This window comes from Dietzia timorensis, from assembly GCF_020742175.1.
GTDB classification, from domain to species: Bacteria; Actinomycetota; Actinomycetes; order Mycobacteriales; family Mycobacteriaceae; genus Dietzia; species Dietzia timorensis_A.
Genome location: NZ_DYXM01000181.1, coordinates 1 through 23,618, shown reverse-complemented (window position 1 = coordinate 23,618; position 23,618 = coordinate 1). Strand labels below are relative to the sequence as shown.

General features: G+C 65.6%; 22 protein-coding genes. 9 read left to right on the top strand and 13 right to left on the bottom strand.

Translation table 11 applies throughout. From position 1 onward, the window contains the following. Positions 1 to 91: 91 nt before the first annotated feature. The 6 genes from trmB to K8V11_RS09445 all read left to right on the top strand — a co-directional run bounded on the left by trmB (position 92) and on the right by K8V11_RS09445 (position 8,202). On the top strand, positions 92 to 910 hold the full coding sequence (gene trmB, locus K8V11_RS09470) for a tRNA (guanosine(46)-N7)-methyltransferase TrmB (RefSeq protein ID WP_303913210.1): 819 nt from the start codon (positions 92 to 94) through the stop codon (positions 908 to 910). A 227-nt stretch (positions 911 to 1,137) separates the two neighbouring features. Beyond that, complete coding sequence (locus tag K8V11_RS09465) at positions 1,138 to 1,890, top strand: NYN domain-containing protein (protein ID WP_303913207.1); 753 nt, start codon at positions 1,138 to 1,140, stop codon at positions 1,888 to 1,890. A gap of 46 nt (positions 1,891 to 1,936) precedes the next feature. Then, complete coding sequence (locus K8V11_RS09460) at positions 1,937 to 4,723, top strand: MMPL family transporter (protein ID WP_303913204.1); 2,787 nt, start codon at positions 1,937 to 1,939, stop codon at positions 4,721 to 4,723. A gap of 86 nt (positions 4,724 to 4,809) precedes the next feature. Continuing rightward, complete coding sequence (locus K8V11_RS09455) at positions 4,810 to 6,153, top strand: YbhN family protein (protein WP_303913200.1); 1,344 nt, start codon at positions 4,810 to 4,812, stop codon at positions 6,151 to 6,153. Beyond that, positions 6,150 to 6,560 (top strand): DUF3054 domain-containing protein, encoded by a 411-nt coding sequence (locus tag K8V11_RS09450; RefSeq protein ID WP_303913197.1) that lies wholly within the window; start codon positions 6,150 to 6,152, stop codon positions 6,558 to 6,560. Before K8V11_RS09455 ends, K8V11_RS09450 begins: the two co-directional genes overlap by 4 nt. Before the next feature lie 70 nt (positions 6,561 to 6,630). Then, positions 6,631 to 8,202: an adenylate/guanylate cyclase domain-containing protein gene (locus tag K8V11_RS09445; RefSeq protein WP_303913194.1), complete on the top strand. Its 1,572-nt coding sequence runs from the start codon at positions 6,631 to 6,633 to the stop codon at positions 8,200 to 8,202. Between the two features lie 146 nt (positions 8,203 to 8,348). On the opposite strand, the gene K8V11_RS09440 is transcribed toward K8V11_RS09445, so the two are convergent. Beyond that, positions 8,349 to 9,500, bottom strand: a complete 1,152-nt coding sequence (locus K8V11_RS09440) for a glycoside hydrolase family 25 protein (RefSeq protein ID WP_303913192.1) — start codon at positions 9,498 to 9,500, stop codon at positions 8,349 to 8,351. A gap of 257 nt (positions 9,501 to 9,757) precedes the next feature. On the opposite strand from K8V11_RS09440, the gene K8V11_RS09435 reads away from it, so the two are divergent. After that, positions 9,758 to 11,740, top strand: coding sequence for a M13 family metallopeptidase (locus tag K8V11_RS09435; protein ID WP_303913189.1), 1,983 nt, complete (start codon positions 9,758 to 9,760; stop codon positions 11,738 to 11,740). A 33-nt stretch (positions 11,741 to 11,773) separates the two neighbouring features. Beyond that, positions 11,774 to 12,298 carry a MarR family winged helix-turn-helix transcriptional regulator gene (locus K8V11_RS09430; RefSeq protein WP_303913186.1) on the top strand — a complete coding sequence of 175 codons (525 nt, stop codon included), beginning with the start codon at positions 11,774 to 11,776 and terminating at the stop codon, positions 12,296 to 12,298. A 102-nt stretch (positions 12,299 to 12,400) separates the two neighbouring features. Here the strand turns inward: K8V11_RS09430 and K8V11_RS09425 are convergent, their stop codons facing one another. From K8V11_RS09425 to K8V11_RS09400, 6 genes are all read right to left on the bottom strand, one after another. Next, positions 12,401 to 13,498, bottom strand: coding sequence for an ABC transporter ATP-binding protein (locus K8V11_RS09425; RefSeq protein ID WP_303913183.1), 1,098 nt, complete (start codon positions 13,496 to 13,498; stop codon positions 12,401 to 12,403). Between the two features lie 92 nt (positions 13,499 to 13,590). Next, positions 13,591 to 14,913 carry an ABC transporter substrate-binding protein gene (locus K8V11_RS09420; RefSeq protein WP_303913180.1) on the bottom strand — a complete coding sequence of 441 codons (1,323 nt, stop codon included), beginning with the start codon at positions 14,911 to 14,913 and terminating at the stop codon, positions 13,591 to 13,593. Between the two features lie 69 nt (positions 14,914 to 14,982). Next, a complete protein-coding gene (locus tag K8V11_RS09415) occupies positions 14,983 to 15,771 on the bottom strand; it encodes a carbohydrate ABC transporter permease (protein WP_303913241.1) in 789 nt (262 codons plus the stop codon). Between the two features lie 44 nt (positions 15,772 to 15,815). Next, positions 15,816 to 16,649: a carbohydrate ABC transporter permease gene (locus K8V11_RS09410; protein WP_303913238.1), complete on the bottom strand. Its 834-nt coding sequence runs from the start codon at positions 16,647 to 16,649 to the stop codon at positions 15,816 to 15,818. A gap of 379 nt (positions 16,650 to 17,028) precedes the next feature. Next, the gene (locus K8V11_RS09405) at positions 17,029 to 17,985 is read right to left on the bottom strand and encodes a L,D-transpeptidase (RefSeq protein ID WP_303913177.1); all 957 of its coding nucleotides are present in this window, start codon (positions 17,983 to 17,985) and stop codon (positions 17,029 to 17,031) included. A 608-nt stretch (positions 17,986 to 18,593) separates the two neighbouring features. Beyond that, on the bottom strand, positions 18,594 to 19,634 hold the full coding sequence (locus tag K8V11_RS09400; protein ID WP_303913174.1) for a hypothetical protein: 1,041 nt from the start codon (positions 19,632 to 19,634) through the stop codon (positions 18,594 to 18,596). Between the two features lie 56 nt (positions 19,635 to 19,690). Here K8V11_RS09400 and K8V11_RS09395 point away from each other — a divergent pair, with 56 nt between their 5' ends. Beyond that, entirely contained in the window at positions 19,691 to 20,275 is a 585-nt protein-coding gene (locus tag K8V11_RS09395) for a DUF2020 domain-containing protein (protein WP_303913173.1), read from the top strand. 13 nt (positions 20,276 to 20,288) lie between these two features. On the opposite strand, the gene K8V11_RS09390 is transcribed toward K8V11_RS09395, so the two are convergent. The 6 genes from K8V11_RS09390 to K8V11_RS09365 all read right to left on the bottom strand — a co-directional run. Beyond that, a complete protein-coding gene (locus K8V11_RS09390; protein WP_303913171.1) occupies positions 20,289 to 20,444 on the bottom strand; it encodes a hypothetical protein in 156 nt (51 codons plus the stop codon). After that, positions 20,445 to 21,209: a class E sortase gene (locus K8V11_RS09385; RefSeq protein ID WP_303913168.1), complete on the bottom strand. Its 765-nt coding sequence runs from the start codon at positions 21,207 to 21,209 to the stop codon at positions 20,445 to 20,447. Between the two features lie 35 nt (positions 21,210 to 21,244). Further along, a complete protein-coding gene (locus tag K8V11_RS09380; RefSeq protein WP_303913165.1) occupies positions 21,245 to 21,835 on the bottom strand; it encodes a TetR/AcrR family transcriptional regulator in 591 nt (196 codons plus the stop codon). A gap of 105 nt (positions 21,836 to 21,940) precedes the next feature. Beyond that, positions 21,941 to 22,204 carry an antitoxin gene (locus K8V11_RS09375; RefSeq protein WP_303913162.1) on the bottom strand — a complete coding sequence of 88 codons (264 nt, stop codon included), beginning with the start codon at positions 22,202 to 22,204 and terminating at the stop codon, positions 21,941 to 21,943. 224 nt (positions 22,205 to 22,428) lie between these two features. Further along, complete coding sequence (locus tag K8V11_RS09370) at positions 22,429 to 22,725, bottom strand: GNAT family N-acetyltransferase (protein ID WP_303913159.1); 297 nt, start codon at positions 22,723 to 22,725, stop codon at positions 22,429 to 22,431. Positions 22,726 to 22,745: 20 nt separating this feature from the next. Beyond that, on the bottom strand, positions 22,746 to 23,618 hold an 873-nt coding region (locus K8V11_RS09365), incomplete at its 5' end, for a universal stress protein (protein WP_303913156.1).

The following is a 23,618-nucleotide window of genomic DNA, read 5'->3' as shown; positions in this document are numbered from 1 at the left end:
GTGCGGTGTCGTGGGGGCGCTACATTCCGCGGCGTGCGTCGTAACGGGAGCGATTTTGGCGACAGCGCGCACTTGTGGACACAATGCCACGGTGAGTGACACGGCAGATGAGCAGGCGAAAACCACCGGCGAGGGCGACGACCAGAGCGCGGCCGGGAGCGACAACGATTCCGCGGCGGCGACACCGGACGACGACCGCAGGCTCTTTCCGCGCGTCACCGCGTACCGGTTCCGTCGCGGATCGATGCGCCCGGGACAGCAGAAGAACTGGGAAAAGTACTGGTCGACGTACGGCCGCAATGTCACAGACGAGCTGGTCGACAGGCAGGAGTGGTTCGGTCGCGACGCCCCGCTGATCGTCGAGATCGGTTCCGGCACGGGAACCTCGACCGCGGCGATGGCCGAGGTCGAACCCGACAAGGACGTCATCGCCGTCGAGGTGTACCAGCCAGGTCTCGCCCAGCTTCTCGGCCTCGTTGTGCGCGGGGAGCTTGAGAATGTGCGGATGATCCGAGGCGACGGAGTCGACGTGCTCACCAATATGATCGCCCCCGCCTCGCTCGCCGGGGTGCGCGTGTTCTTCCCGGACCCGTGGCCGAAGGCGCGTCACCACAAGCGGCGCCTGCTGCAGCTCGGCACCTTCGAGCTGATCGCTTCGAGGCTCGCGCCCGGCGGCGTTCTTCATGTCGCAACCGATCACGTCGACTACGGCGAATGGATCGACGAGGTCGGCAACAGCGCGCCGAGCCTGTCGCGGATCGCAGAATCGGAGATTCCCGACGCGATTCCGTTCACCACCGAGCGGCCTGTGACGAAGTTCGAGGGTAAGGGGCTCGACGAGGACCGCGTGATCCGGGAATTTTTCTGGCGTCGGCGGATCGACGCCGAGTCCGCGGATCCGGGGCGCTAACGAGCAGGTAGGTCGCCGTAATCGCGCGATGTGGCGCGGCCGCGAACGGCGGATTCGTAGCGCCGTTGCGAGTCCGTATGTTTCATTCGGGGCGGTAGTGGCCGATAGATTGGGTAGTCGGTACGTACTCCGCCGCCCGGCGGATGCACCAATTCGATGATATTTGCTCCCGCATGGGGGCTATTGACACCCATATTGCGCCAATTACAAAGAAACCGGCATTCCTTATGAATAACCCTGAAAATCTCGTGCCCGAGGGCACCGATACCCCGCCCACCGAACCGGCTGCCCCGTCCGTCGGGGCCGCCGGCGCGGACGTCGCGGCAGGTGCCGCCTCCGACGTCACACATGAATCCGAATCGGACCAGGGCGTGGTGCTGCTGGTCTGGGATGCCCCGAACCTCGACATGGGGCTCGGCGCGATCCTCGGCGGCCGGCCCACCTCGGCGTACCGCCCGCGGTTTGATGCGCTCGGCCGGTGGCTGCTCGGGTTCACCGCGGACGTCTCGCGCCGCACCCGGCAGCAGCTGACGACCGAGGCGACCGTGTTCACGAACATCGTGCCCGGTCAGTCCGACGTCGTGCGGCCGTGGGTCGAGGCGCTGCGCAACGTCGGCTACGCCGTGTTCGCGAAGCCGAAGAACACCGAGGACTCCGATGTCGACGAGGACATGCTCGACCACATCGACCGGATCGCCGACCAAGGCCGGCTCGCAGGGCTCGTCGTCGCGTCTGCCGACGGGCAGGCGTTCCGCGAACCCCTCGAGGAGCTCGCCGAGGACATTCCCGTCACGGTCATCGGGTTCCGCGAGCACGCGACGTGGGCGACGCAGTCGGAGGTACTCACCTTCGTCGACCTCGAGGACGTCGACGGCGTGTTCCGCGAGCCGCTGCCACGCGTGAGCCTGGAAAACCTCCCGGCCGAGGGCGCCTGGCTGCAGCCGTTCCGCCCGCTGTCCACGTTGTTGTCCGCGCGCTGAACCAAGCGCACACGCAAGAAGAATCAACCCGTAAGAAGGCCACGTTTTGTTTAACGCATGGGGACGAACGGTCGCGGCGAAGCGCGGAGTCGTACTGGTGGTGATGGTCGCGGCGATGATCCTCATCGCCGGCGCCGGCCACCTGTTCGGCAAGGAATTCACTCAAGGCGGATTCGAGGATCCCAAGTCCGGCTACGCGACCGCAGAGCAGATCGAGCAGGACGCCTACGGCCGTGACGCCATGGGCGACGTCGTCGTTCTCTACCACGCACCAGGTGGAAACGTCGACGACCAGGGCTTCCTCAGCGACGTCTCGGGTTCCCTCGAGCAGCTGCAGCAATCCCATCCCGACGACGTCATCGGCGTTACCAGCTACACGCAGAACCAGTCGCCGCAGCTGGTGAATCGCGACGAAGGTTTCATCGTCGCTTCCGTGCAGCTGGCCGGTACGGGCGAAGAGGTGCTGCCGCATTACAAGGCGATCGAGGACGACCTCGGCGTCGACGGAGTCGAGACGCAGGTCGGCGGCCTACAGGCCGTGGCCGGCGCGATCGACGAGGGGATGACCAACGACCTCAAGCGCGCCGAACTTATCGCGCTACCCCTGGTCTTCGTGCTGCTCGTCGTCGTGTTCGGCGGCATCGTCGCCGCTGCACTTCCTGTGCTGGTCGGCGTGCTCACCATCCTCGGCGCGCTCGGATTGCTGCAGCTTCTCGGCATCATCCACCCGGTCAACTCGTTCGCCAACAACGTCGTCACCCTCATCGGTCTCGGCCTCGCCATCGACTATGGCTTGTTCGTGGTGTCCCGATTCCGCGAGGAAATGGCGGCAGGATACGCACCACCCGACGCGGCCAGACGTTCGGTCGCGACAGCCGGGCGCACCGTAGCGTTCTCCGCGCTGATGGTCGGCGTAACGCTATCGGGCTTACTCCTGTTCCCGCAGGAGTTCCTCAAGTCCGTGTCCTACGGTGCGATCGCGGCGGTTCTCCTCGCAGCACTGTTGTCGGTGACTCTGCTGCCGGCGGTGCTCGCGATGCTCGGGCACCGCGTCGACATGCTCTCCGTTCGCAAGGTGCTCGCGCGCTTCATCCCGCGCCTTCGCGAGTCGTCCGGGCCGCGCAAGGCCGTCGCCCCGGGGCAGGAGCGCGGCTTCTTCGCGCGCATCGCGGCTTTCGCCATGCGCCGCCCCGTGATCGTCACCATCCCGATCGTCGTCGTGCTTCTCGCGCTCATTGCCCCGTTCTCCGGGGTCAAGTTCGGCGGCATCAACGAGACCTACCTGCCGCCGGACAACGCCACACGTGTCGCGCAGGAGACCTACGATGCTGCGTTCCCGGAGTCGCGCACCGACCCCGTCAAGCTCGTCGTCACCGGCGCCGATTCGACCCAGCTCACCGAGATCCGTAAGCAGGCGAACGACGCGCCCGGGCTCACCGGCACCTTCCAGTTCGCGCGTTCGGGAGAAACCGACGAGCAGGGACGGGACGTCACCGTTCTGCAGGCCTCCATCGTCGACCGAAACGATGCGGACGAGACCGTCGAGTACCTGCAGAAATTCCCGATCCCCGACGGCACCGAGGTGCACGTCGGCGGTAACCCGGCGCTCGAATACGACTCGATCCAGGCTCTCATGGACGGTCTGCCGTGGTTCGTCCTCTACGTCTTCGTCGCGACCACGATCCTGCTGTTCCTCGCGTTCGGCTCGCTCGTGCTGCCGATCAAGGCGGCGCTGATGAACCTCCTCGGCCTCGGCGCCACCCTCGGCGTGCTCACGTGGATCTTCGTCGACGGGCACGGAGCGGGGTTGCTCGGTTTCACCGCGGGACCGTTGACGTCGCCGGTCGTGGTCCTGCTCGTCGCGATCATCTACGGGCTGTCCACGGACTACGAGGTGTTCCTGCTGTCCAGAATGGTGGAGGCGAAAACGCGCGGGGTGTCGACGAACATCGCGATTCGCTCCGGCATCGCGCGCACCGGCCAGATCATCACCTCTGCAGCGCTCATCCTCATTGTCGTCACCGGCGCGTTCGCGTTCTCCGAAATCGTGATGATGAAGTATATCGCCTTCGGCATGATCGCCGCGCTCATCATCGACGCGACCGTCATCCGCATGCTGCTCGTGCCCGCGGTGATGAAGATGCTCGGTGAGGACTGCTGGTGGGCGCCGCGTTGGATGAAGCGCATCCAGGAGCGCGTCGGCCTGTCCGAGGCCGAGCTGGACGACGAGGAGCACCTCCTTCCCGGCCGCCGCCCCGAGCTTGACGGACGTAGTGGCGTGACCGCGCACGTGGGCACCGAAGCACGAGATGCCGGCGCCTCCCACGACGGCGACGCCGACTGGGCGGACGACGGCGACGCCACGACCGGTGAGCGCGGAGATGACGCATCCGCGGAGCGTCCCGAACGCGCACTGGCCCATAGTGGCGCACCTGCCGCTGCAGCCAACCCCACCTATGACGGCGGAGAGATCGATACCGCCCCGGAGGTGCCGGGATACCCCGGTGCGAAGGACAAGGCGGCCGCGAAGAAGTCGGCGCCGGAGGGCGAGGCGAAGCGCCCGTCGATCAAACGACGCAGCGTCGCCCGCTCGTACGCTCCCGGCACTGCGCCGCAGCAGCCCCCGGCGGACGGAACACCGGAGGCGACGTTCGCCGCGAGCCCAGCTGCCGAGGTGTCCGTCGACTCGTCGACCCGCGGGGATGAGGACACAGCACCGAGTCGGGAGACTCCGGCCGCGGACGACTCCGATGGCTACGGCCGCCATTCGGGCCGGGATCAGTCGATTTCCGCCAAGGATCTGATTGCTCGCCTCCGCGAGGAGAGAAAGTAAGCCCGGCGTCATAATTGCGGGAATAGGGAAGCAAAAGGCCCATTGCCCTCCGGAATTTCGGGGGTAGGGACCGTTAGGGTGAGGGAATGACTGAGACGAGCCAGCCCGTGAGTGTGCTCCGGCGCATTCAGCTGGTTCTGTCGAACCCCTGGGTCAAGACGGTCCTCGCTTTCGCGGTGCTCGGCTTGCTGGTGTACTGGCTGCGCGACCAGATGCCGTTCCTCGCCGAGGGCTGGAGAGCGGTCCGCAATATCCACTGGGGCTGGCTCATCATCGCGCTGGGCTTTTCCTATCTGTCGATGTCGAGCTACGGCTCCGTGCAGAAGACGCTTCTCAATTCCGCCGGGGTGAAGGTCGGGTACTGGGACAGTGTCGGGCTGATCTTCGCCGCGAACGCGATCGCCACGTCGATCCCGGGTGGTCAGGTGTTTTCTGCGACGCTCACCTATCGCCGGACACGGCAGTGGGGCGCGACGAGGGTTATCGCCTCGTGGCAGCTCGTCATCTCCGGCGTGCTCGCGACCATCGGCATCGTCCTTCTCGCGCTCCTCGGTTTCTTCCTCGTGGGCGCGGTGTCGAATCCCTTCCTGCTCACGCTGTCGGGGATCGCCCTCTTCGCGGTGATCTTCGGCGTGCAGTGGGCCGCGCGGCACCCCGACCGCATCGAGAGCGTCGTGATGACGGTGCTCCGCTGGATCAACGGCAAGCGCGGCAAGCCCGCCAACCACGGTTCGGAGAGCGTCAAGTCCATCATCGACCAGGCGGACGCCGTCGATCTCAGCCGCCGCCACCTCGGTTCGGCGTTCTTCTGGTCGCTGCTCAACTGGGTGGCCGACATCGGCTGCCTGTGGGCGGCGGCCGCGGCGGTCGGCGCGCAACACTCCATCGGCGGCCTCGCGATCGCCTATGTCACCGGCAAGGTCGTCGCGATGGTGCCGGTCACCCCCGGCGGCCTCGGCACCGTCGAGGTCACGCTCATCGGCACGTTGACCGCCGGCGGCATGCCCGCGGACCTCGCGCTTGCCACCGTGTTCGTCTACCGCGTGGTGAGCTACTTCCTCGTCGCCGCGGCCGGCTGGGTCATTTTCATCCTCTTCTACCGCAGCGCCACCGACATCGACCCGGACATCGACGAGCCCGCGCCAGGAGCCCTCGGCAACACCGGCGCCACTCGCGCCACCGCCTCCGCCGCGACATCCGTAGAGGGCGAGGAGGCTGCCGGCCTTGAACCGGAAGCCGACACGACCATCCCGCCGCTGGTCGACTCGGTCCGCCATTCCGCAGTCGAGGTGAGCCGCTGGCCGTTCAAGGGCCGCACGTATTCCCCCGTGCGCCGCTCCGGCGAGAATGACGGCGGACAACCGGCGCCGGGCCATGGCGGCACGGGGCTCACAGGTAACGACGAAGGTCCGGAGGTACGACCGAGATGACGACCCAGAATTCCCGCCGCGACAACAACGCCGCCATGCAGGGCCTGTGGTGGATCCTCGTCGTCGACGTCATCGCGGTGCTCGTGTTCTCCGTCCTCGGCCGCGGCGCCCACAACCGCACACCCGGCATCGCCGGCGTGCTGGAAACCGCGTGGCCCTTCCTCCTGGCGCTCGCCGTCGCGTGGATCGTCCGCGTCGTGCGGAAGTCCGGCGCCGCGCCGCTCGCGATGGCGACCGCCGGCTACCTGTGGGCTGTCACGCTCGTCGGCGGGATGGTCGTCCGCGGCATCGAGACCGGACGCGTCCCGCACTGGTCGTTCATGATCGTCGCCGCTATCGCGCTGGCCGTGCTGTTCTTTGGCTGGCGCGCCATCGCGAGCCTCATCCGCCGCCGTACCGCGGGCTGAATCCCCAATTGCCGCGCCGTAATCAGGAAATTTGGCGCACCGGGGCCGACCCGGGTGGGAGACTTGAGCGATGACCTCCACTTGGAAGCCCAAACGTGACTTCGGGTCGATCCTGCTGGGCTCCTCCGGCGAACGTGGCCTCGCGCGCCGAATCCGCGTCCAGGCGCTCCTGACCTCCTCGCTGGTGGTGGCCAACCTCATCGGCGCACTGTGCGCCATCGGGCTCGCGACCGTCGGGATCCCGCTGCCCTCGATCTTCCTGCCGCAATTGTGGTGGGTGCATTTCATCGCGCTACCGATCTACGTCTTCATGGCATTCGTCGTCGGCATCGGCTGGGGCACGTATGCGGTCACGAGAGAGCTCAAATGGGCGACGGACAACCGTGCGCCAACGGCCGCAGAGGCCAGGCGTTTCCGCCGAGCGCCACGCACACTTGTCACGCTCCAGGCCCTGTTGTGGGGCGGCGCCGTGCTCACCTTCACCCTGATGTACGGCATCTTGGAGCCGGACCTCATTCCGAAGGTCTTCTTCGTGGTCGCGATGAGCGGCGCCGTCGTCGTCGCGATCTCGCAGCTCCTCATCGAGTTCTCGCTCCGCCCGGTCGCCGCGCAGGTCATCACCGCCGGCTACCGGCCGCGCCGCCGCGGCGGGATCCGCACCCGCACGATCGTGTCGTGGCTCGTGGGATCGGGGATCCCTCTTATCGGCATCATCCTTGTCATGTTCTTCGGCACGTTCCGATACGAGACGACGAAGATGGACCTGTTCGTTGGTGTCATCGTTCTCGCGGTGATCGCGCTGTCGACCGGCCTGCTGCTCACGATCCTGTCGTCGACCTCGGTCACCGACCCGATCCGCAGTGTGCGCACCGGGATGGCGGCCGTCGCGGACGGTGATGTCGACGTCGATGTCGCGGTCTACGACGGCACCGAGCTCGGCGACCTGCAGGCCGGGTTCAACGCGATGGTCGGGGGCCTGCGCGAGCGCGATCACATGCGCGACATCTTCGGCCGACACGTCGGGCGCGAGGTCGCCGCAGCTGCTCTCGACTCCGATCCCGAGCTCGGCGGGGCCGAACGCACCGTGGGGGTCGTGTTCGTCGACGTCATCGGCTCCACATCCCTCGCCGCCGAACGCACCCCCTCGGAGGTTGTCGAGGCTCTCAACACGTTCTTCTCCGTCATCGTCAGATCCGTCGAAACGCACCGCGGCCTGGTCAATAAATTCGAGGGCGATGCCGTCCTCGCCATTTTCGGCGCGCCCATCTCCCTTGACGACAGCGCGGCCGCCGCGCTCTCGTCCGCCCGCGAGATAGCCCATCGTCTGACGGCGGACGTGCCGTATCTCTCGGCGGGTATCGGGGTCAGCTACGGGCGGGTCGTTGCGGGCAACGTCGGCGCGATCGAGCGCTTCGAGTACACCGTCATCGGCGACCCGGTGAACGAGAGCGCGCGCCTGTCCGAGCTCGCCAAGCGTGACCCGGCCCGGCCGCTCGCCTCCGGCCGCACCCTCGAGGCGGCCGGCCGCGCGGAATCGCGGCGTTGGGAGGAGGCCGAGACTCTCACCCTTCGCGGCCGCTCCGAGGACACGGTGGTCTTTGCCGCGCGCATCCGCGACGCCGACACCGCCACGGACGCGTAGCCCCCCTCACCACCGAAGCCGACACCAACGACGGCGGCCCCCTCGCGCGTCGCCGTCAACCGGAGTCGGATTCACCGACCGGGGTAGACGGGCGCAAGGGGGCCGCCGCGATGCGCAGCGCCCGAAGCGGGCGCCACACTAGGGAACTAGCTGATCTCCACGGACTTGAGAACCTCTTCCGGAAGTCCGCCGAGCAGGCTCTTGAGCCAGTTGACATCGGAGCTCACGCCCGAGGACCCGACACCGAAGATGCTCGACGGCAGCACGATCTTGATCGGCAGCGTCATGCCGGCGGGCAGCGAGCCCTCCGGGATCGGCAGCTTCGGAATCGTCAGCGTCAGCGGCTTATCGCCCGATTGAGCGCCGGAGCCGGACTCGGATTCGGATTCCTCGGTGCCCGACTCGTCGGTGCCGGACTGGGAATCGCCGGACTCGGATTCGGACTCGCCGGTCTTATCTTCGCCGGACGGCGCCGGGGTGTCCTGTGCCCCGGAGCCCACCGTCCCGACCATCTTGTCGAGCTCGGACTTCGAGCCGTTGAACACGTTGAGGTCGACCGGGGTCGGGAAGCCGTCGGCCTGGCCGTCGTTGCCGGCGTACTGCCAGAACGTGAACGAGTCCCAGCCGCCGATCTGGGGCTCGGTGGGCTCCTCCTGGCGGTACTCGGCGAGCCACAGTGGGTACTCGGAGAACTTCTTCGTATTCGCCATCTGCACCATCCAGAAGGACTTGTACGTGTACATGATCGGCGTACGACCGGTCTTGTCCTCGAGACGGTCCATAAACTCCTGGACCCACGCGGCGAGCTGCTCGGCGTTCTTGCCCTCATCGAGTTCGAAATCGAGCACCGGCGGCAGCTGCTCGCCACCGACCTCGAGCACCGACTCGGCAAACGCGTCCGCTTGCGCCGTAGCGTCCATCGACGGAAGCGCCTTGTGATAAAGCCCGATGTGCATGCCTGCCTCACGAGCGCCCTTGACGTCGCTGGCGAGGTTGTCGTTGCCGGGCTCGGTGCCTTCGGTGGACTTGATGAAGGCAAATTCCTTGCCGCCCGCGGCCGCGCTCTTCCAATCGATCGAGTTCGGGCTCGGATGCTGCCACTTGGACACGTCCACGCCCTGCGGCTTGGAAGCGAGGTTGGAATTGATGTAGTCGCTGGGTTCCGCGACGTTTCGTATCTGCTGGCCTTGGGTGGTGACGGCGAGGAGCGCAGCCACCAGTACGGCGACGGCTGCGAAAACACCTAGGGACACGAGGGTGAACGGCCGTCGGCCGCCACGCTGGCGATAAACATACATGCTCACCAGTATGCAGTAATTCAATTACGTCACACAAGACTTAATGCACATCTGCATTAACAGCTGCCCCATTCGCAACAGGCTGGCATTGCATAGCGGAAACCTAGAGAAAATTTAGATTTGGAATGTAAGGTCGGTTTTATCTTGCTCCGAACAATCAGGGAAGGCGTGCCGTCCGCAACAATGTCGAACAGGTCGTTTCGCCGCACCGGTCGATGCTGCACGCATGCGAACCCGCCGTCCGTAGGGTGGGATGCATGACCGAAAACCCAAGTACCTCCCAGCTCCGTTCCGGGCTCGACCTGGAAAATGTTCTCGAGTCCGTCCGCCCGCAGGACGATTTCTATAGGCACATCAACGGCCGGTGGCTCGATACCCACACCATCGCCGCCGACCGTGGCCAGGACGGCGCGTTCATCGTCTTGCGCGACCGCGCCGAGGAGCAGGTCCGCGAGATCATCACCGAGGCGCCGGAGGATTCGGCGATCGGCGCCCTGTACCACTCCTTCATGGACACCGGCACGGTCGATGAGGTGGGCACCTCGGCCCTCGACGCGGACCTGGAACTCATCGACAACGCGAAAGACAAGGATGAGCTCGCCGTGGCGCTGGCCACGCTCGAACGTTCGGGCGTCGGCGGCCTCGTCGGCTCCTTCATCTCCAACGACGCCGGCGATTCGAGTAAGTACGTCGTCTACATGGTTCAGTTCGGTCTCGGCCTGCCCGACGAGTCCTACTATCGCGACCCCGCCCACGCGGACACTCTCGCCGGCTACCGCGAGCATGTCGCTCGCATGGCGGGGTTGACGTCGGTGTTCGGCGATCGCGACGTGGCCGCGCGCGCCGACGCTGTTGTCGATCTCGAAAAGCAGATCGCCGCGAGCCACTGGGACGTCGTGGAAAGCCGCGATGCGGTCAAGACGTATAACCCGGTCTCCTGGGCCGAGCTCGAGCAGAAGGCTCCCGGCTTCCCCTGGCAGAAGTGGATTGAGGCGCTCGGCGGTTCTGCCGAGACGTTCTCGACCGTCATCTTGTCGCAACCGTCCTTCTTCACCTCCGTCGCGCTGTTGTGGGAGGAGGTCGATCTGGATCGCTGGAAGGACTGGGCCCGCTGGCGCGTCGTCTCCGAGCGTGTGGCATGCCTGCCCGAGGAGCTCGTCGAGGCGAACTTCGAGTTCATGGGCAAGGCGATGTCGGGTGCCGAGAGCATGCGCGACCGCTGGAAGCGCGGAGTCTCGCTCGTCGAGGGAGCCGTCGGCGAAGAGGTCGGACGGGTCTACGTCGATCGTCACTTCCCGCCGGAGTACAAGGCGCGGATGTCGGCGCTGGTCGACAACCTGCTCGCCGCCTATCGCGATTCGATCAAAACTCTGGAGTGGATGACCCCCGAGACGCGCGAGCGCGCTCTGGACAAGCTCGCGAAGTTCACCCCGAAGATCGGCTACCCGGACAAGTGGCGCGACTACTCGGCGCTCGAGATGCGCCCGGACGATCTCATCGGCAACGTGCGTCGCGCCGCCGAGTTCCACCACGACTACGAACTCGGCAAGCTCGGCGGGCCGGTCGACCGGGACGAATGGCACATGACCCCGCAGACGGTCAACGCCTACTACAACCCGGTGATGAACGAGATAGTCTTCCCCGCTGCGATCCTGCAGCCGCCGTTCTTCGACGCCGAGGCCGACGATGCGATGAACTACGGCGGAATCGGCGCCGTGATCGGCCACGAGATCGGCCACGGCTTCGACGATCAGGGTTCGCTGTATGACGGCGACGGAAACCTCAATAACTGGTGGACCGATGCCGACCGCGAGGAATTCTCCGCGCAGACCCAGGCGCTCATCGACCAGTATGAGGCGCTCACACCCGAGGGGCTCGACCCGGAAAAGCACCACGTCAACGGCGCCTTCACAATCGGCGAGAACATCGGCGACCTCGGCGGGCTCGGCATCGCCGTGCAGGCCTACCGGATCAGCCTCGGTGGCTCGCTTGACGATGCCCCGGAGATCGACGGGCTGACCGGCGCGCAGCGGCTGTTCGCGAGCTGGGCGGTGGTGTGGCGAGCCAAGACTCGAAACGCCGAGGCGATCCGCCGCCTGGCGATCGACCCGCACTCGCCCCCGGAATTCCGATGCAACCAGGTCGTGCGCAACATCGGTTCCTTCTACGAAGCCTTCGACGTCACGGCCGAAGACCAGATGTGGCTCGACGAGTCGCAACGCGTAAGTATCTGGACGTAATCCGTCCAACACATCAAAGGATGGTGGAACACAATGGAAACCCAAATCAGACCGGACTCCGGCGCGGCGGACACGAACTCGGATCTCATCGATTCGTTCCTGCGCGCCTCGCGTCTGCTCGTGGCGCTCTCGGCTCGTAGCCTCGACGAGGCCTCGTCGCCGATCACCTTCGCCCAGTTCCGGGCGCTGCTGGTGATTTCCCGTGGTTCCGCCAACAACCAGACCCAGCTCGCCGAGGAGCTGGCCGTCGCCCCGAGCTCGGTGACCCGCATGGTCGACCGCCTCGAATCGGCGTTCCTCGTCGAGCGGACCCGCGCGGGCGCCGGTACGCGCGGCCTCGCTCTTCGGGTCACGGAGAAGGGGCAGCAGGTCGTCCAGGAGGTCACCGATCGGCGGCGAGTGCTCATCGCCGAGGTTGTGGCGAACATGCCCACAGACCGAGTTGATGCACTTGTAGAGGCACTCGATGCCTTCGCAGATGCCGGCGACGAGCCCAAGCTCGCCGGCGGTTCGCTTCCGGGCTCGACCGCCGATTTCGATTCGGGGCTGGAGATCTAGGCCGCCCCACACCCATCCGACGACGAATCGGGTGCGTCCCTCACGAGGGGGTGCACCCGATTTCGCTATGTGCAGGTGGAAGCCGGCGGTCGGCGGGACAACTCAGTCCTTGACGATGCGCTCGCCGGATTGGGCGTCGAAGAACAGCAGCGAGCCGTGCTCTGCGAGGGGAGCGATACGTACGACGTCATCCAGCGAAGGGGTTTTCGAACGGACGGTGCGCACTACGAGGTCCTTGCCTTCGAGGGTGGCGGTGCCGTCGGTGGCCTGGCCGTGGACGAAGACCTCGAGGCCGAGTTCCTCGACGAGGGTGACCTTGATGTCGAGCCCCGGGGCGTCGGGGCCGACGATCTGCAGGGATTCAGGCCGCACACCGAGCACGACCTCCTTACGTGCGCCGACGTTGAACGCGGGGCGCACCGGTTCGCCGCCGAAGGTGGGATCGCCCGAGGAATCCACGGGGACGGTGAGCAGGTTCATTCCGGGCGTGCCGATGAACCCGGCGACGAACGTGTTGACCGGGGCGTCATACATTTCCCGTGGCGTCGCGACCTGCTGCAGAATGCCGTCCTTGAGCACCGCGACGCGGTGGCCCATCGTCATCGCCTCGGTCTGGTCGTGGGTGACGTAGACGGTTGTGATCCCCAGGCGGCGCTGCAGCCCGGCGATCTCCGAACGCGTCGACACGCGAAGCTTCGCGTCGAGGTTGGACAACGGCTCGTCCATGCAGAAGACCTGCGGGCGGCGGACGATCGCGCGGCCCATCGCCACGCGCTGGCGCTGGCCACCGGAGAGCTGGCCGGGCTTGCGGCCGAGGTATTCCTCCAGCTGCAGGATTCGCGCGGCCTCGAGGACGAGCGCCTTCGTGTCCTTCTTGGAAGTGCCCATGTTGCGGAGCGCGAAGCCCATGTTCTCCTCGACCGTCATGGTCGGGTAGAGGGCGTAGCTCTGGAAAACCATCGCGACGTCGCGGTCGCGCGCCTGGACCCCGGTGACATCCTCGCCGCCGATGTGGACGCTGCCCGAGGTGACTTCCTCGAGCCCGGCGAGCATCCGTAGGCTCGTCGATTTTCCGCAGCCCGACGGGCCGACGAGAACGAGGAACTCGCCGTCATCGACGTGCAGGTCGAGGGCGTCGACGGCCGGACGATCGGCCTTCGGGAACAGGCGGGAGGCCTTGTCGTAGGTGACGGAAGCCATGGGGCGAAACCTTCTTCACGGGCTGGGGTGCGAACGGGAGCTTGCGGTCCCCTGGGGCGGCCGCGCCGCGCGGGCGCCCCAGGGGGAGTCAGTCAATTGCCAAGCAGCGGCTCGATCTGGGTGTCGATGATGTTCTGCGTCTCGTCCTGCAGAGCCTCCATCGTCGAGGTGATGTCGGAGCCGGCGAGGATCTTGTCCAGGGCGCCGCCGATGCGCGTGCCCGGGTTCGGCACGAACACGCGCGCGTAGTCCTGCGGGCGGGTGTGTGGAAGCTGGTCGATCGCGGTCTTCGCCTGCGGGGTCTCCTTCAGGTATGCCTGGACCTCTTCCGACTCGGTCGCGGACTTGCGCACCGGCATGTAGCCCGTGCCCTGCGCGAACTTCGCGGTGTTCTCGGGGTTGGTGAGGAACGCGATGAAGTTCATCGCGTTGGCCTTACGCTCGTCGGAAATGCCGGCCGGGATCGCGACGCCGGCGCCGCCGGTCGGGCAGGAGTCGTTGTCCGCGGCGCCCGGCAGGAACGCGGTACCCCACTCGAAGTTCGCCTGCTCCTTGACCGAGGAGATCGAGCCGGTCGACGCCACCGCGCACGCGGCGATTCCCGCCGAGAACTCGACGATCGAGTCGTCGGAGAGGATGAGGTGGTCGTCATCGTTGAGCTTGACGAGGTACTCGAGTCCGCTGATCGTCTCGGGCTTGGTGAAGGTGAGATCCCATTCTGAGGAGAAGCCGCCATCCTTCTCCCACAGCAGGTTCTGGATGGTCCAGTCGAGGTAGTTCGCGCCGTTGTACATCGCGATAGGCCGCGCGTCGCCCTCGAGCACGTCCCGCAGGCGAGGCGCCCATTCGGCGAACTCGTCCCAGGTCTCCGGGCCGCGGTCGGGAAGACCGGCCTGCTTCCACAGTTCCTTGTTGTAGTAGAAGATCACGGTCGAGCGGGCGAACGGGATGCCGTAGTTGTCGCCGTCGAGTTCGTAGTCGCCGAGCAGTGACTCGACGTAGTCGTCCTTGTCGAACTCCTCGGCCGCGTCCCACAGCTCGTTGACCTTGGCGAACTGCCCGTTGAGGGCGAAGTTGAACCAGTTGACGTCGGAGCCGACGATCACGTCGGGAAGACCGCCACCGGACAGCGCGGCGTTGAACTTCTGGGCGACCTCTTCGTAGTCCTTGCCTGCGTCGATGAGCTCGACGGTGATGTCCGGCGCGACCTCCTTGTACGCCTCGATGATCTCGAGTTCGAGTTCCTTGGAGGTGCCGGGGTGGTTGGACCAGAAGATGACGCGGTTCGCATCGCCTTCTTCGCCGCCACCTCCGCCGTTGCCGCCGCCTCCGGATCCGGCGCACGCGGACAGGCCGACTGCGGCCCCGGTTGCGCCCACGAGGCCGATGAAGGAGCGTCGAGTGAACTGGCTCATGTGTGTTTCCTTTCGGGTGAAACCTGGAGGACCTGGATCGGTCGGACGGGAAGTTCTCGGGTGGCGCGCTCAGCCCTTGACGGCGCCGGAGGTCAGCCCCTTGATCATGTAGCGCTGGAGGAAGAGGAAGACCACGAGGATCGGGATGACGGTGAGCACGGTGGCGGCCATGACCAGCGGCCAGTCCGTGAACCCGGAGTCGGTATTGACCAGTCGCGTGAGCCCCACCTGAATCGGCGCGACCGAATCGTCGGAGGCTACCAGGAACGGCCACAGGTATTCGTTCCATTCGTTGACCACCGTGATGAGCGCGAACGCGACGAGGGTCGGCCAGCTCATCGGCAGGATGATGCGGAACAGCAACCGCATATGGCTCGCACCGTCCATGCGCGCGGCCTCGATGATCTCGTAGGGCAGCGACATGAAGTGGTTCCTCATGAGGAATGTGCCGAAGGCGACGCCGGCCAGCGGGATGATGATGCCTTGGAACGTGTTGATCCAACCGAGCTGGGACACGAGCGCGTAGTTCGAGATGACGGTGATCTGGTTCGGCACCATCAGCGCGGCGAGCACGAGCATGAACACCGCGCTTCTGCCGGGAAAACGCAGGTAGGCGAACGCGTACGCGCTGATCACGCCGAGAACGATCTTGATGGCCGCGAGAATCGACGTGATGATGACCGAGTTGAGCATGTACTGGCCGAACGGCGATTCGGAGAACACCCGCGGGTAATTCCCGGCCGTGAACGATTCCGGCCACCACAGTGGCGGAACGCGGAACACCTGGTCGGGGGTCTTGAATGAGTTCGACAGCACCCAGTACAGCGGGATTCCGACGATGAGCAGGGTGAGAACCATGGCGCCGTAACCGAGGATCTTCCCGCCGAGGGAGGTCTTCTTTTTCACTTCGTATTCCCCCGATCCATCGAGCGCACCTGCAGCACGGTGATGATCAGCAGGATGAGGAACATGATCGTGGCGACGGTGGCGCCGTAGCCGGCCCGGTAGTTGACGAAGGTTTCCTGGTACACCTGGAACACCATGGTCGTTGTTCCGTTGCCCTGCGGTCCGCCGCGGGTCATCACGTAGATGATGTCGAACACCTGCAGCGAGTTGAGCATCACCGTGATCGACAGGAAGAACGTCGTCGGACGCAGCATCGGCAGGGTGACCCGTCGGAATACCGTCCAGCTGCTCGCCCGGTCGATCTCGGCAGCCTCGTAGAGCTCGGCAGGCTTGGCCTGCAACGCGGCAAGATAGATGACGAAGGCGTAGCCGAGGTTTTTCCACAGGAACGTCATCGTCACCATGAACAGCGCCCAGTTCGGATCCTGGTAGAAGTCCGGGGACTTGATTCCGAGGGCGCCGAGCATTCCCGAGATCAGCCCGAAGCGGGGATCGAAAATGAACTGGAAGGCAATGCCGATCGCGGCGCCTGCGATGACATAAGGCGCGAACACCGCAGACCGAACCAGGCCGCGTCCCTTGATCTGCTGGTCGAGGAGCATCGCGAGCGCGAGCCCGAGAACCATCGAACCGATGACGGTCGTTGCCGTGAAAATGATCGTGTTGGATACGACCGTCCACGAATGCCCACCGCTGACGAGCCCCTCGAACCATTCGGCGTAGTTGTCGAACCCGACAAACTTGGGCGGGTTGGGCGAGGAGATGTTCCAGCTGAAGAACGACAGCCGGATGTTGTCCAACAGTGGGCGATAGGTGAAGATGCCCAACATCACGAGGTTGGGGAGGACGAGCGCGGCGAAGAGTAGATACTCCTGGGTGCGTCCTGCTTTTCTGCTGCGCCGGCGATGGGATGCTCCCGGCGCCGTCGAATCCGCTGAGGCGCCCGCCGCGGGAGCGTCCTCGATTGAACTTGACTTCACGATTCCTATCGAAGTCCATGCGAGTAACCAGCGAGGGCGGTTCGGGAAACTCCGCGATTGCAAAAAGGTTACGAACGGCTGAACTTTTACATGAGAGAATGGTTATTTAGATGGCGGAAAAATCCATTTAGGCAGTAAATAACATAGAAAGAGCCTTACCTGTCGCTGTGGGGTAAGGCTCTTTCTATGCCTGCGTAGGGCGCAGTGGACGGCCGTGGTGCGAGCGGTTTTAGTAGTTCCAGTCGCCTTGGCCGTCAAAAGCCCCGAACTCACGGCCAAGGGTGTTCTTGACGATCACGGGATCACCGTTGCGGGTGTTTTCGTAGAACCAGCGCGCATCCTCGGGGCTCAGATTGAAGCAACCGTGAGAGACATTGCGTACGCCTTGATCGGCAACAGACCACGGGGCGGAGTGGACGAAGATCCCGTCGTAGGACAGACGGACGCCGTCATTAACCGTCGTGTCGTAGCCGCCTGCATCGCGCGCGAGTCCCCACGTGGAGGAATCCATCTGCACCTCGCGTGCGCGCCACCCTGTGTAGTACGTGCCGTTGTGGGTTGCGTACTGCGGCCGGCCCGAAGATGCGCGCATCTCGCGCACCACCTCACCGTTGCGAGTGGTGGTCATCATCTTCGTGTTGTCGTCATAGGTGGTGACGACGGCGTCGCCCGTTCGGAAAGACTGCTGGCGCCCTCCCGCGTAGACGGTGACGGTGGTGTTCGGCGGATAGAACTCGAGGGGTCGCCAGCGCACCTCGGTGTCGCTGATCCAGTAGAACTTCCCGTCGAGCGCCGGCGCGGTCCTCACCCCAAGCGTTGCCTCCGCCTTGGCGCGGTCCGTGATCGGCTTGTCGAACGTGAACATCACCGGCTGCGCGACGCCCACGGTCTCACCGTCGGTCGGGAAAATCCCCACCTTGCCGTATTCGGGTGCGGGACGAGCGGGCGCGATGGTCGGCACGGTGAAAATCGGCAGATCGAGGCCCGCGACCTGCAGCGAGGGCAGCGGCGCCGATTCGATACCGGGCAGGCCCACCGGGGTCGACTCGAGCGAACCCGCGTTGAACCCGGGGAGCTGGGCCGCGCTCTGGGCACCTGCGGTGGGCGCCAGAGCCACCGAGGAAAGGACGGCGGCAGCCAGGGCTACCGAGGTCGTTGCGCGCGCGAATGGGGAACGGCGAAGCATCGCACTCCTAGAAGAATTGCTGGGGACCGAGGGTCGAACTGAGCGAAACATATGCGAAACACAAGTCTCAATAATCACATTCGTCACTTCCGTAACAATAATGCACGGTATGCGCCGGAAATGCCAGTGTTGGGCCGATGCGCGCCCGGGTAAAAAATATGAAGAATCGCCCACGGGGTGCCTCGGAGTCCGGCGAGCGGCGCAACCGATGCGCCGGCAATTGACGCCGAGTCAACGCCCGTTGTCGCTGCGCAAGGCGTTTCGGTCTTTCGCAGGGGGTATTCGCACGCGCCGACGGAACCGGCCGGGGAGGCTGTGACCGCGTTCTGGGAAATAAGTGAATGCTGGCCACGAGGGGGGTGGCCAGCATTCGGGGCACGTGCGGAGCGAGAAGGCGGGGGGAGCCGCTCGTTCCATCGCTCGACGCCACAAGGGGGATGCGGCGGAGCTAACGTGCTGCGCTCAAGGTTATAGAACTAGCAAAACTAAATCAAGAGGAAATAGTTATTTTCAGATACTAGCTGTGTTCCGATTCGTGTCGTCATTCGCATACCAGCGACAACGCCTTGTCGTGTGGCGCCCGATGCGCGGCGGGCACACCTCGTTAGTTACACGCTATCGGAGATGTATGCGGCCAGCGCGAAAAGCCCCTCTGCTTCTTGATCAGTAGTCAGATCGTCCGCATCTTTCTTCGAGACGGTCATGCTGACCTGCCAGAGCTGCGAGTCGGTCACGAAGAATGCCTGGACGTGCGGCACATGCCCCGTGGGGTCGTTGTCGCAGCGCAGGATCTCCATGTCCACGGTCTTCTCAGGCTTCCGGGATTTCTCACTCGTGGCGTCGGCGCCCCGGGACGGACGCGCGGAGGAAGTTGCGTTCGCGGACGCCGACGTCGTGGACTGGGCGCTCGTGGTGCCGCTGCCGAATTCCGTCGCCATCCCGAAACCGCTCACCGGCCCGAGGGCGGAAACGCCGTCGGCCTCGCCGGGGTTGTCGAGCGACGCATATCCGGAGGTGTCGAGTTCGGGAAGTGCGACGTCATGGGTGTCGAGGGTGCACTCGTACATGGGTCCGGCGATCTCGGGAATCGACTCGAGCAGCTCTTCGGGGGTGTCGTCCCCGTGCAGTTCTCGCGCCGAGATGAACACGGAGTTCTCCGCGGTCAGGCGGTCGTCCTTCTCGTCGGCCTCTTCTGCGTCCGCATCCGAATCGTCTGCCGCCGTGGACGTCGCGGCGGCGGAGGTGGTCGCCGACGTGCTCGGGGTGTCCTTATTGCCCTCGAGCGACAGGAACAGCGAGGCGGGGTCGTCCCACGAACTGCCGTAGGCGCACATCTCGGGGCGACCGCCGGGCGCCGCCGGTTCCGAGGAGGGGAGGGTCAGGCCGGTGATCTGCGAGACCTCCGCTACCGACAACGCAACCTCGTCGCACACTTTGGGCAGGGGCCCGCGATCGGTCGGGGCGAGTTCCGAATCGTTCACAGGCTCCGGCTCGATCGATGTGAGCCGGGTGTTCTCCACCGGTGCCTGCGGTTCCCCGCTGTCCGAGCTCGGTGCGCACGCACCCAATGCCAACGCCGGGACCAGCACGAATGCCGCTCCGATGCGCGCGAGGGACGGCGCGCGGCGAGCGGAGGGCGATTCTGTCATGCGCATGATCCTACCGCGCCCCCTCCTGCCCGGGTCCAACCGATAGGCTGGGCTGCATGCGTTTCCACCCGGGACATCGCCCCACCCGCCCTTTCGTGGTCGCCTCGGCGGCGCTCGTAGCCGGCGCGCTGCTCGCCGGTTGTAATGACGGCGGAGGTGCCGATTCGCAGGCCTCCGGCGACGCCGAGTACGGCGAGATCGTCACCGCCGCGCCGGCGACCCCGGAGTCGGACGAGGGGTTCCGCCAGCCGGCCCCCACAGAAGATGCGGACTGCCCTTACCTATCAGCGGAAGAAGCCGCGGATTTCACCGGGGAAACGGTCGACAAGACCCAGATCGACCCCGCCTACGATCCGCCGGCGTGCTTTTTCGGCACGCAGGATGGCGCCGTGACTCTCATGGTGTCGGTCGAGACCGTCGAATCCGAGGACGAGGCGATGCGCCTCGTGGACGAGATTGTTCCCCCGGACTCGACCGAGCGCGCCGACATCGACGGTGGCTGGACCGGCGGCAAAAATGCCTCGGAGGCCGGGGCGACGCTCGCGGTATACCGCGAGGACCAGGTCTTCACCGTGCAGGCGACGCAGGCACGCTCGGAGGCCGTGCAGCTGGTCGCCGACACCGTCATTCCGCGCCTGTAACTGCCCGCGCCACTCAGCTCACCGAGACATCGGAAAACGGCATCGCCTGCTCGATGAGTGGGTAGACGACCTCCATGAGGAGGAAGAACAGCGCCACCACGGCGGCGAGTACCAGGAGCACGCGCACCGGGGTCGGCCCTGGGATATGCCGCCACACCCAGCCGTACATCTACCGTCCCTCCAGTGCGGGCGGACGTCCGCCGTCAGACTTGTCGGTGGTTCCCACCAGCACCGCGTGGACGATGAGCCGCTCGGCGGCGGAGAACTGCGGGTGGCAGGTGGTGAGCGTGAGTAGCGGCAACTGCCGCGGGTCCTGCGCGGCCTCGCCACCGGGGATCGGGTCGAGGACATCGGTGCGCGAGGGGTCGACGATCTGCCGGCCGGGCACGCCTTTGTAGGCATCGCTGCGCAGGCGGTCGGTGATGGTGCGGGGCATGCACGCGGATGCGGCATCCTTTGCCGCTGCGGGATCCGAGGCGTCGCCGAATTCCCCGCCGATAGTCGGCAGGACGCGGTAGTCGAGCCAGGTGTCGGCGGTTTCTATGACAATCGCGTCGCATGCGGCGAGCCTGCCGAGGTCGTTGAACGGTGCCCCGCGCCCGACCCTGTGCCCTGCGAGTGCGAAGTTCCCGGCTTCGCCCGGCCCCTGGGACTCCGGATAGTGGCCCGGCCCGGCGTCGAGGTCGGCGTCGGTGACGCCGGAGACGATGGCGTAATCGAAATCGCCGCCGAACTCCGGGATCCGGATACGCGCGAAGGGCACGGGCCCGTCGCCGTCATCGGCGAGGGACACCGCGCGCGGATTCTCGGGCGACCGCCATGCCTCCTCCTGCTGTTCGGACGCGGCGGACTGTAACTCCGCCGAGGCGCGGTCCGTCCAGACGACCTGGTAAAACACGTACCCGGCGAGCAGAACGCCGATCGTGATGAGCACTTCGCCGACGACAACCAGGCGGCGGCCCGAGCGCACTAGTCGACCAATCGGAGGGTCATTTCGGCCATGGCGCGCGCGGTCATCGTCGAGGACACGTGGTCGAGCATGCGCGCGGCCGTTACCGCGCCGTCGAGAAGCACCACTAGTCGCAGTGCCATCTCCTCGATATTGTCCGGGTCCTGCAGGCCCATGAGGCGCAGCTGCTCGGTGATCGTGTCGAGAACCCACTGCCGGTGCGCATCGACAGCGGCGCGGATTGCTCGCTCGCCCGCGGTCGCGGGCTCGGGGAACTCGAGGGCCGCGGCGATGAACGGCGAGCCCATGGGGATCGAGCCGGAAGCGAGGACGAGATCGAAGAAGGCGAGGATGCGGTCGCGCGGCCGCTCCATCGAGGACGTGCGCTTCGACCAGGCCTCTTCGTCCGCAGTGTGCATGTGCTCGAGGTAGGCGACGACGAGCGCGTCCTTGGAACCGTAGGAATTATAGAGCGACGCCTTCGCGACGCGGGAGTCCTTGAGGATCCGGTCAATTCCCACGGCGCGGATCCCCTGGGTGGTGAACAGCTCCGTGGCAGTGGAGAGCAGCCGCTCGCGCGGACTGGCTTTGACGGCACCTTGGGAACTCACGGGTCCAGATTATCGCTTCGGCGCAAAAAGAATCGGCGATGGGATCACCTTGCGTGTCCCATCGCCGATTCGCGGCCCGGCCACAGTGGCGCGGGCGCGCGGGAATTACTGGCCCGGCTGGCCGCCCTGGCCCGGCTGGCCGCCCTGGCCCGGCTCGCCGCCCTGCGGCTGGCCACCCTGGTCGCCGCCCTGGTTGCCGAGCGCGTCGCCGACCTTGCCCTTGGCGGTATCGATCTTGTCGGCGTGCTTGCCACCGGTCTTGTCATTGATCGCGTCGCCGGCCTTGTCGACAGCGCTGTTGACCTTGTCCGGGTTGCCCTGAACGAATTCCTTGGCCTTATCGAAAATGCCCATGGTGTTTGCCTCCATCGAAATAGCGTTGTTGTTTACGCCTGACAAAATCGACCCTAACGAAGCTCACCGGTTCTTGCAGGGGAAGACAGGCTGGCGCCGGTCTTCCCAAGCCGCTCGGCCGAGCTTGTCTTGGTTACATTCCGCCTTCCGACCTGCGCGCTTGCACGCCGGGGCCGGGAAGTCGATTCTCTCGAACCAACGCGAGCGAAATTCGTTTTCTCAGCTATCCAGGAAGGGATCTACGCCCGTAGGTCGGCGTATTCGGGGTTTTTCGTCATAAACGCATCGACAAATGAGCAGTGCGGGGCGACCTTGAAACCGGCCGCGCGCGTGTCGTCGAGCGCGAAGCGCACGAGCGTGCCGCCGAGACCCCGTCCTCCGTACGCGGGATCAATGACCGTATGCGGCATGATCCGCACTCCGCCGTCATTTTGAAAATCGGCGAAGCCGGCCACGTCCCCATCGACGGTGATCTCGTAGCGGCCCGCCTCGTCGTTGCGCAGGATTTCGATGCGTTCCGCTGTCTGTTCTGGCATATCCGACATAATTACCCAGCCTACTCACTGGAGCATGCCTGCGGGCGCACCACCATCACAGGGCAATACGAGGCCTGGAGCAGTGAACGGCTGGTCGAGCCGAGCAGCATCCCGGTGAATGTGCCGCGGCCGTGCGACCCGACGACCACGAGCTGGGCATCGCGCGACTTCTCCACGAGCACGCGGGTGGCGCGGTCCTCGGTGACGAGCGTTTCCACCTGGACGTCCGGGTACTTCTCGCGCATGTGGCCGAGCGCATCATCGAGCATCGTGCGCTGCTCGCCCGAGAGGCGCTCGAGGTCCTCCTCGGAGAGAATCACGCCGGCGGCAGCGGCCTGGACCTCCGGGTCCATCCAGGTGTGCACTGCGAGGACTGAAGTGCCGCGCGCCTTGGCAGCGGAGAACGCCCACTCGGTGGCGCGGATGGAGTTGTCCGAGCCGTCGACTCCGACCACGACAGGTCCGGATTCGTTGATGTTTGCGACGGTGTCGGCCTTCGTCACGATCACCGGGCAGAGCGCGTTCGTCGCCACGTGCGCCGACACCGAGCCGAGTACGACGCCCTTGAGCGCGCCGAGCCCGCGGGAGCCGAGCACGATCATTTTCGCCTCGCGCGAGTATTCGATGAACAGCTGCGCCGGGTTGCCCTCGGCGACGGCACCGGTGATCTCGAGATCGGGAGCGGCCTCGCGGGCGATCTGCATCGCCTCCTGCACGGCCGGTTCGGCTTCCTTTTCGAAATGGTCCACGAGCTGCTGGGGTGGCGCCATGCCCTCGGCGAACATCGTCGAGGGGATCGAATAAGCCATCACCACATGGAGCTTGATCCCCCTGCCGGCGGCGGTCTTGGCGGCGTATGCCACTGCCCCCTTGGACACATCCGAGCCATCGAC

What these genes read in the sequence shown, in the direction of transcription:
- K8V11_RS09465 (WP_303913207.1), top strand. Translation starts at nt 1,138, where the DNA reads ATGAATAACCCTGAAAATCTCGTGCCCGAGGGCACCGATACCCCGCCC.
- K8V11_RS09455 (WP_303913200.1), top strand. Translation starts at nt 4,810, where the DNA reads ATGACTGAGACGAGCCAGCCCGTGAGTGTGCTCCGGCGCATTCAGCTG.
- K8V11_RS09450 (WP_303913197.1), top strand. Translation starts at nt 6,150, where the DNA reads ATGACGACCCAGAATTCCCGCCGCGACAACAACGCCGCCATGCAGGGC.
- K8V11_RS09445 (WP_303913194.1), top strand. Translation starts at nt 6,631, where the DNA reads ATGACCTCCACTTGGAAGCCCAAACGTGACTTCGGGTCGATCCTGCTG.
- K8V11_RS09440 (WP_303913192.1), bottom strand. Translation starts at nt 9,500, where the DNA reads ATGTATGTTTATCGCCAGCGTGGCGGCCGACGGCCGTTCACCCTCGTG.
- K8V11_RS09435 (WP_303913189.1), top strand. Translation starts at nt 9,758, where the DNA reads ATGACCGAAAACCCAAGTACCTCCCAGCTCCGTTCCGGGCTCGACCTG.
- K8V11_RS09430 (WP_303913186.1), top strand. Translation starts at nt 11,774, where the DNA reads ATGGAAACCCAAATCAGACCGGACTCCGGCGCGGCGGACACGAACTCG.
- K8V11_RS09425 (WP_303913183.1), bottom strand. Translation starts at nt 13,498, where the DNA reads ATGGCTTCCGTCACCTACGACAAGGCCTCCCGCCTGTTCCCGAAGGCC.
- K8V11_RS09420 (WP_303913180.1), bottom strand. Translation starts at nt 14,913, where the DNA reads ATGAGCCAGTTCACTCGACGCTCCTTCATCGGCCTCGTGGGCGCAACC.
- K8V11_RS09415 (WP_303913241.1), bottom strand. Translation starts at nt 15,771, where the DNA reads ATGGTTCTCACCCTGCTCATCGTCGGAATCCCGCTGTACTGGGTGCTG.
- K8V11_RS09410 (WP_303913238.1), bottom strand. Translation starts at nt 16,649, where the DNA reads ATGTTGGGCATCTTCACCTATCGCCCACTGTTGGACAACATCCGGCTG.
- K8V11_RS09405 (WP_303913177.1), bottom strand. Translation starts at nt 17,985, where the DNA reads ATGCTTCGCCGTTCCCCATTCGCGCGCGCAACGACCTCGGTAGCCCTG.
- K8V11_RS09400 (WP_303913174.1), bottom strand. Translation starts at nt 19,634, where the DNA reads ATGACAGAATCGCCCTCCGCTCGCCGCGCGCCGTCCCTCGCGCGCATC.
- K8V11_RS09395 (WP_303913173.1), top strand. Translation starts at nt 19,691, where the DNA reads ATGCGTTTCCACCCGGGACATCGCCCCACCCGCCCTTTCGTGGTCGCC.
- K8V11_RS09390 (WP_303913171.1), bottom strand. Translation starts at nt 20,444, where the DNA reads ATGTACGGCTGGGTGTGGCGGCATATCCCAGGGCCGACCCCGGTGCGC.
- K8V11_RS09375 (WP_303913162.1), bottom strand. Translation starts at nt 22,204, where the DNA reads ATGGAGGCAAACACCATGGGCATTTTCGATAAGGCCAAGGAATTCGTT.
- K8V11_RS09370 (WP_303913159.1), bottom strand. Translation starts at nt 22,725, where the DNA reads ATGCCAGAACAGACAGCGGAACGCATCGAAATCCTGCGCAACGACGAG.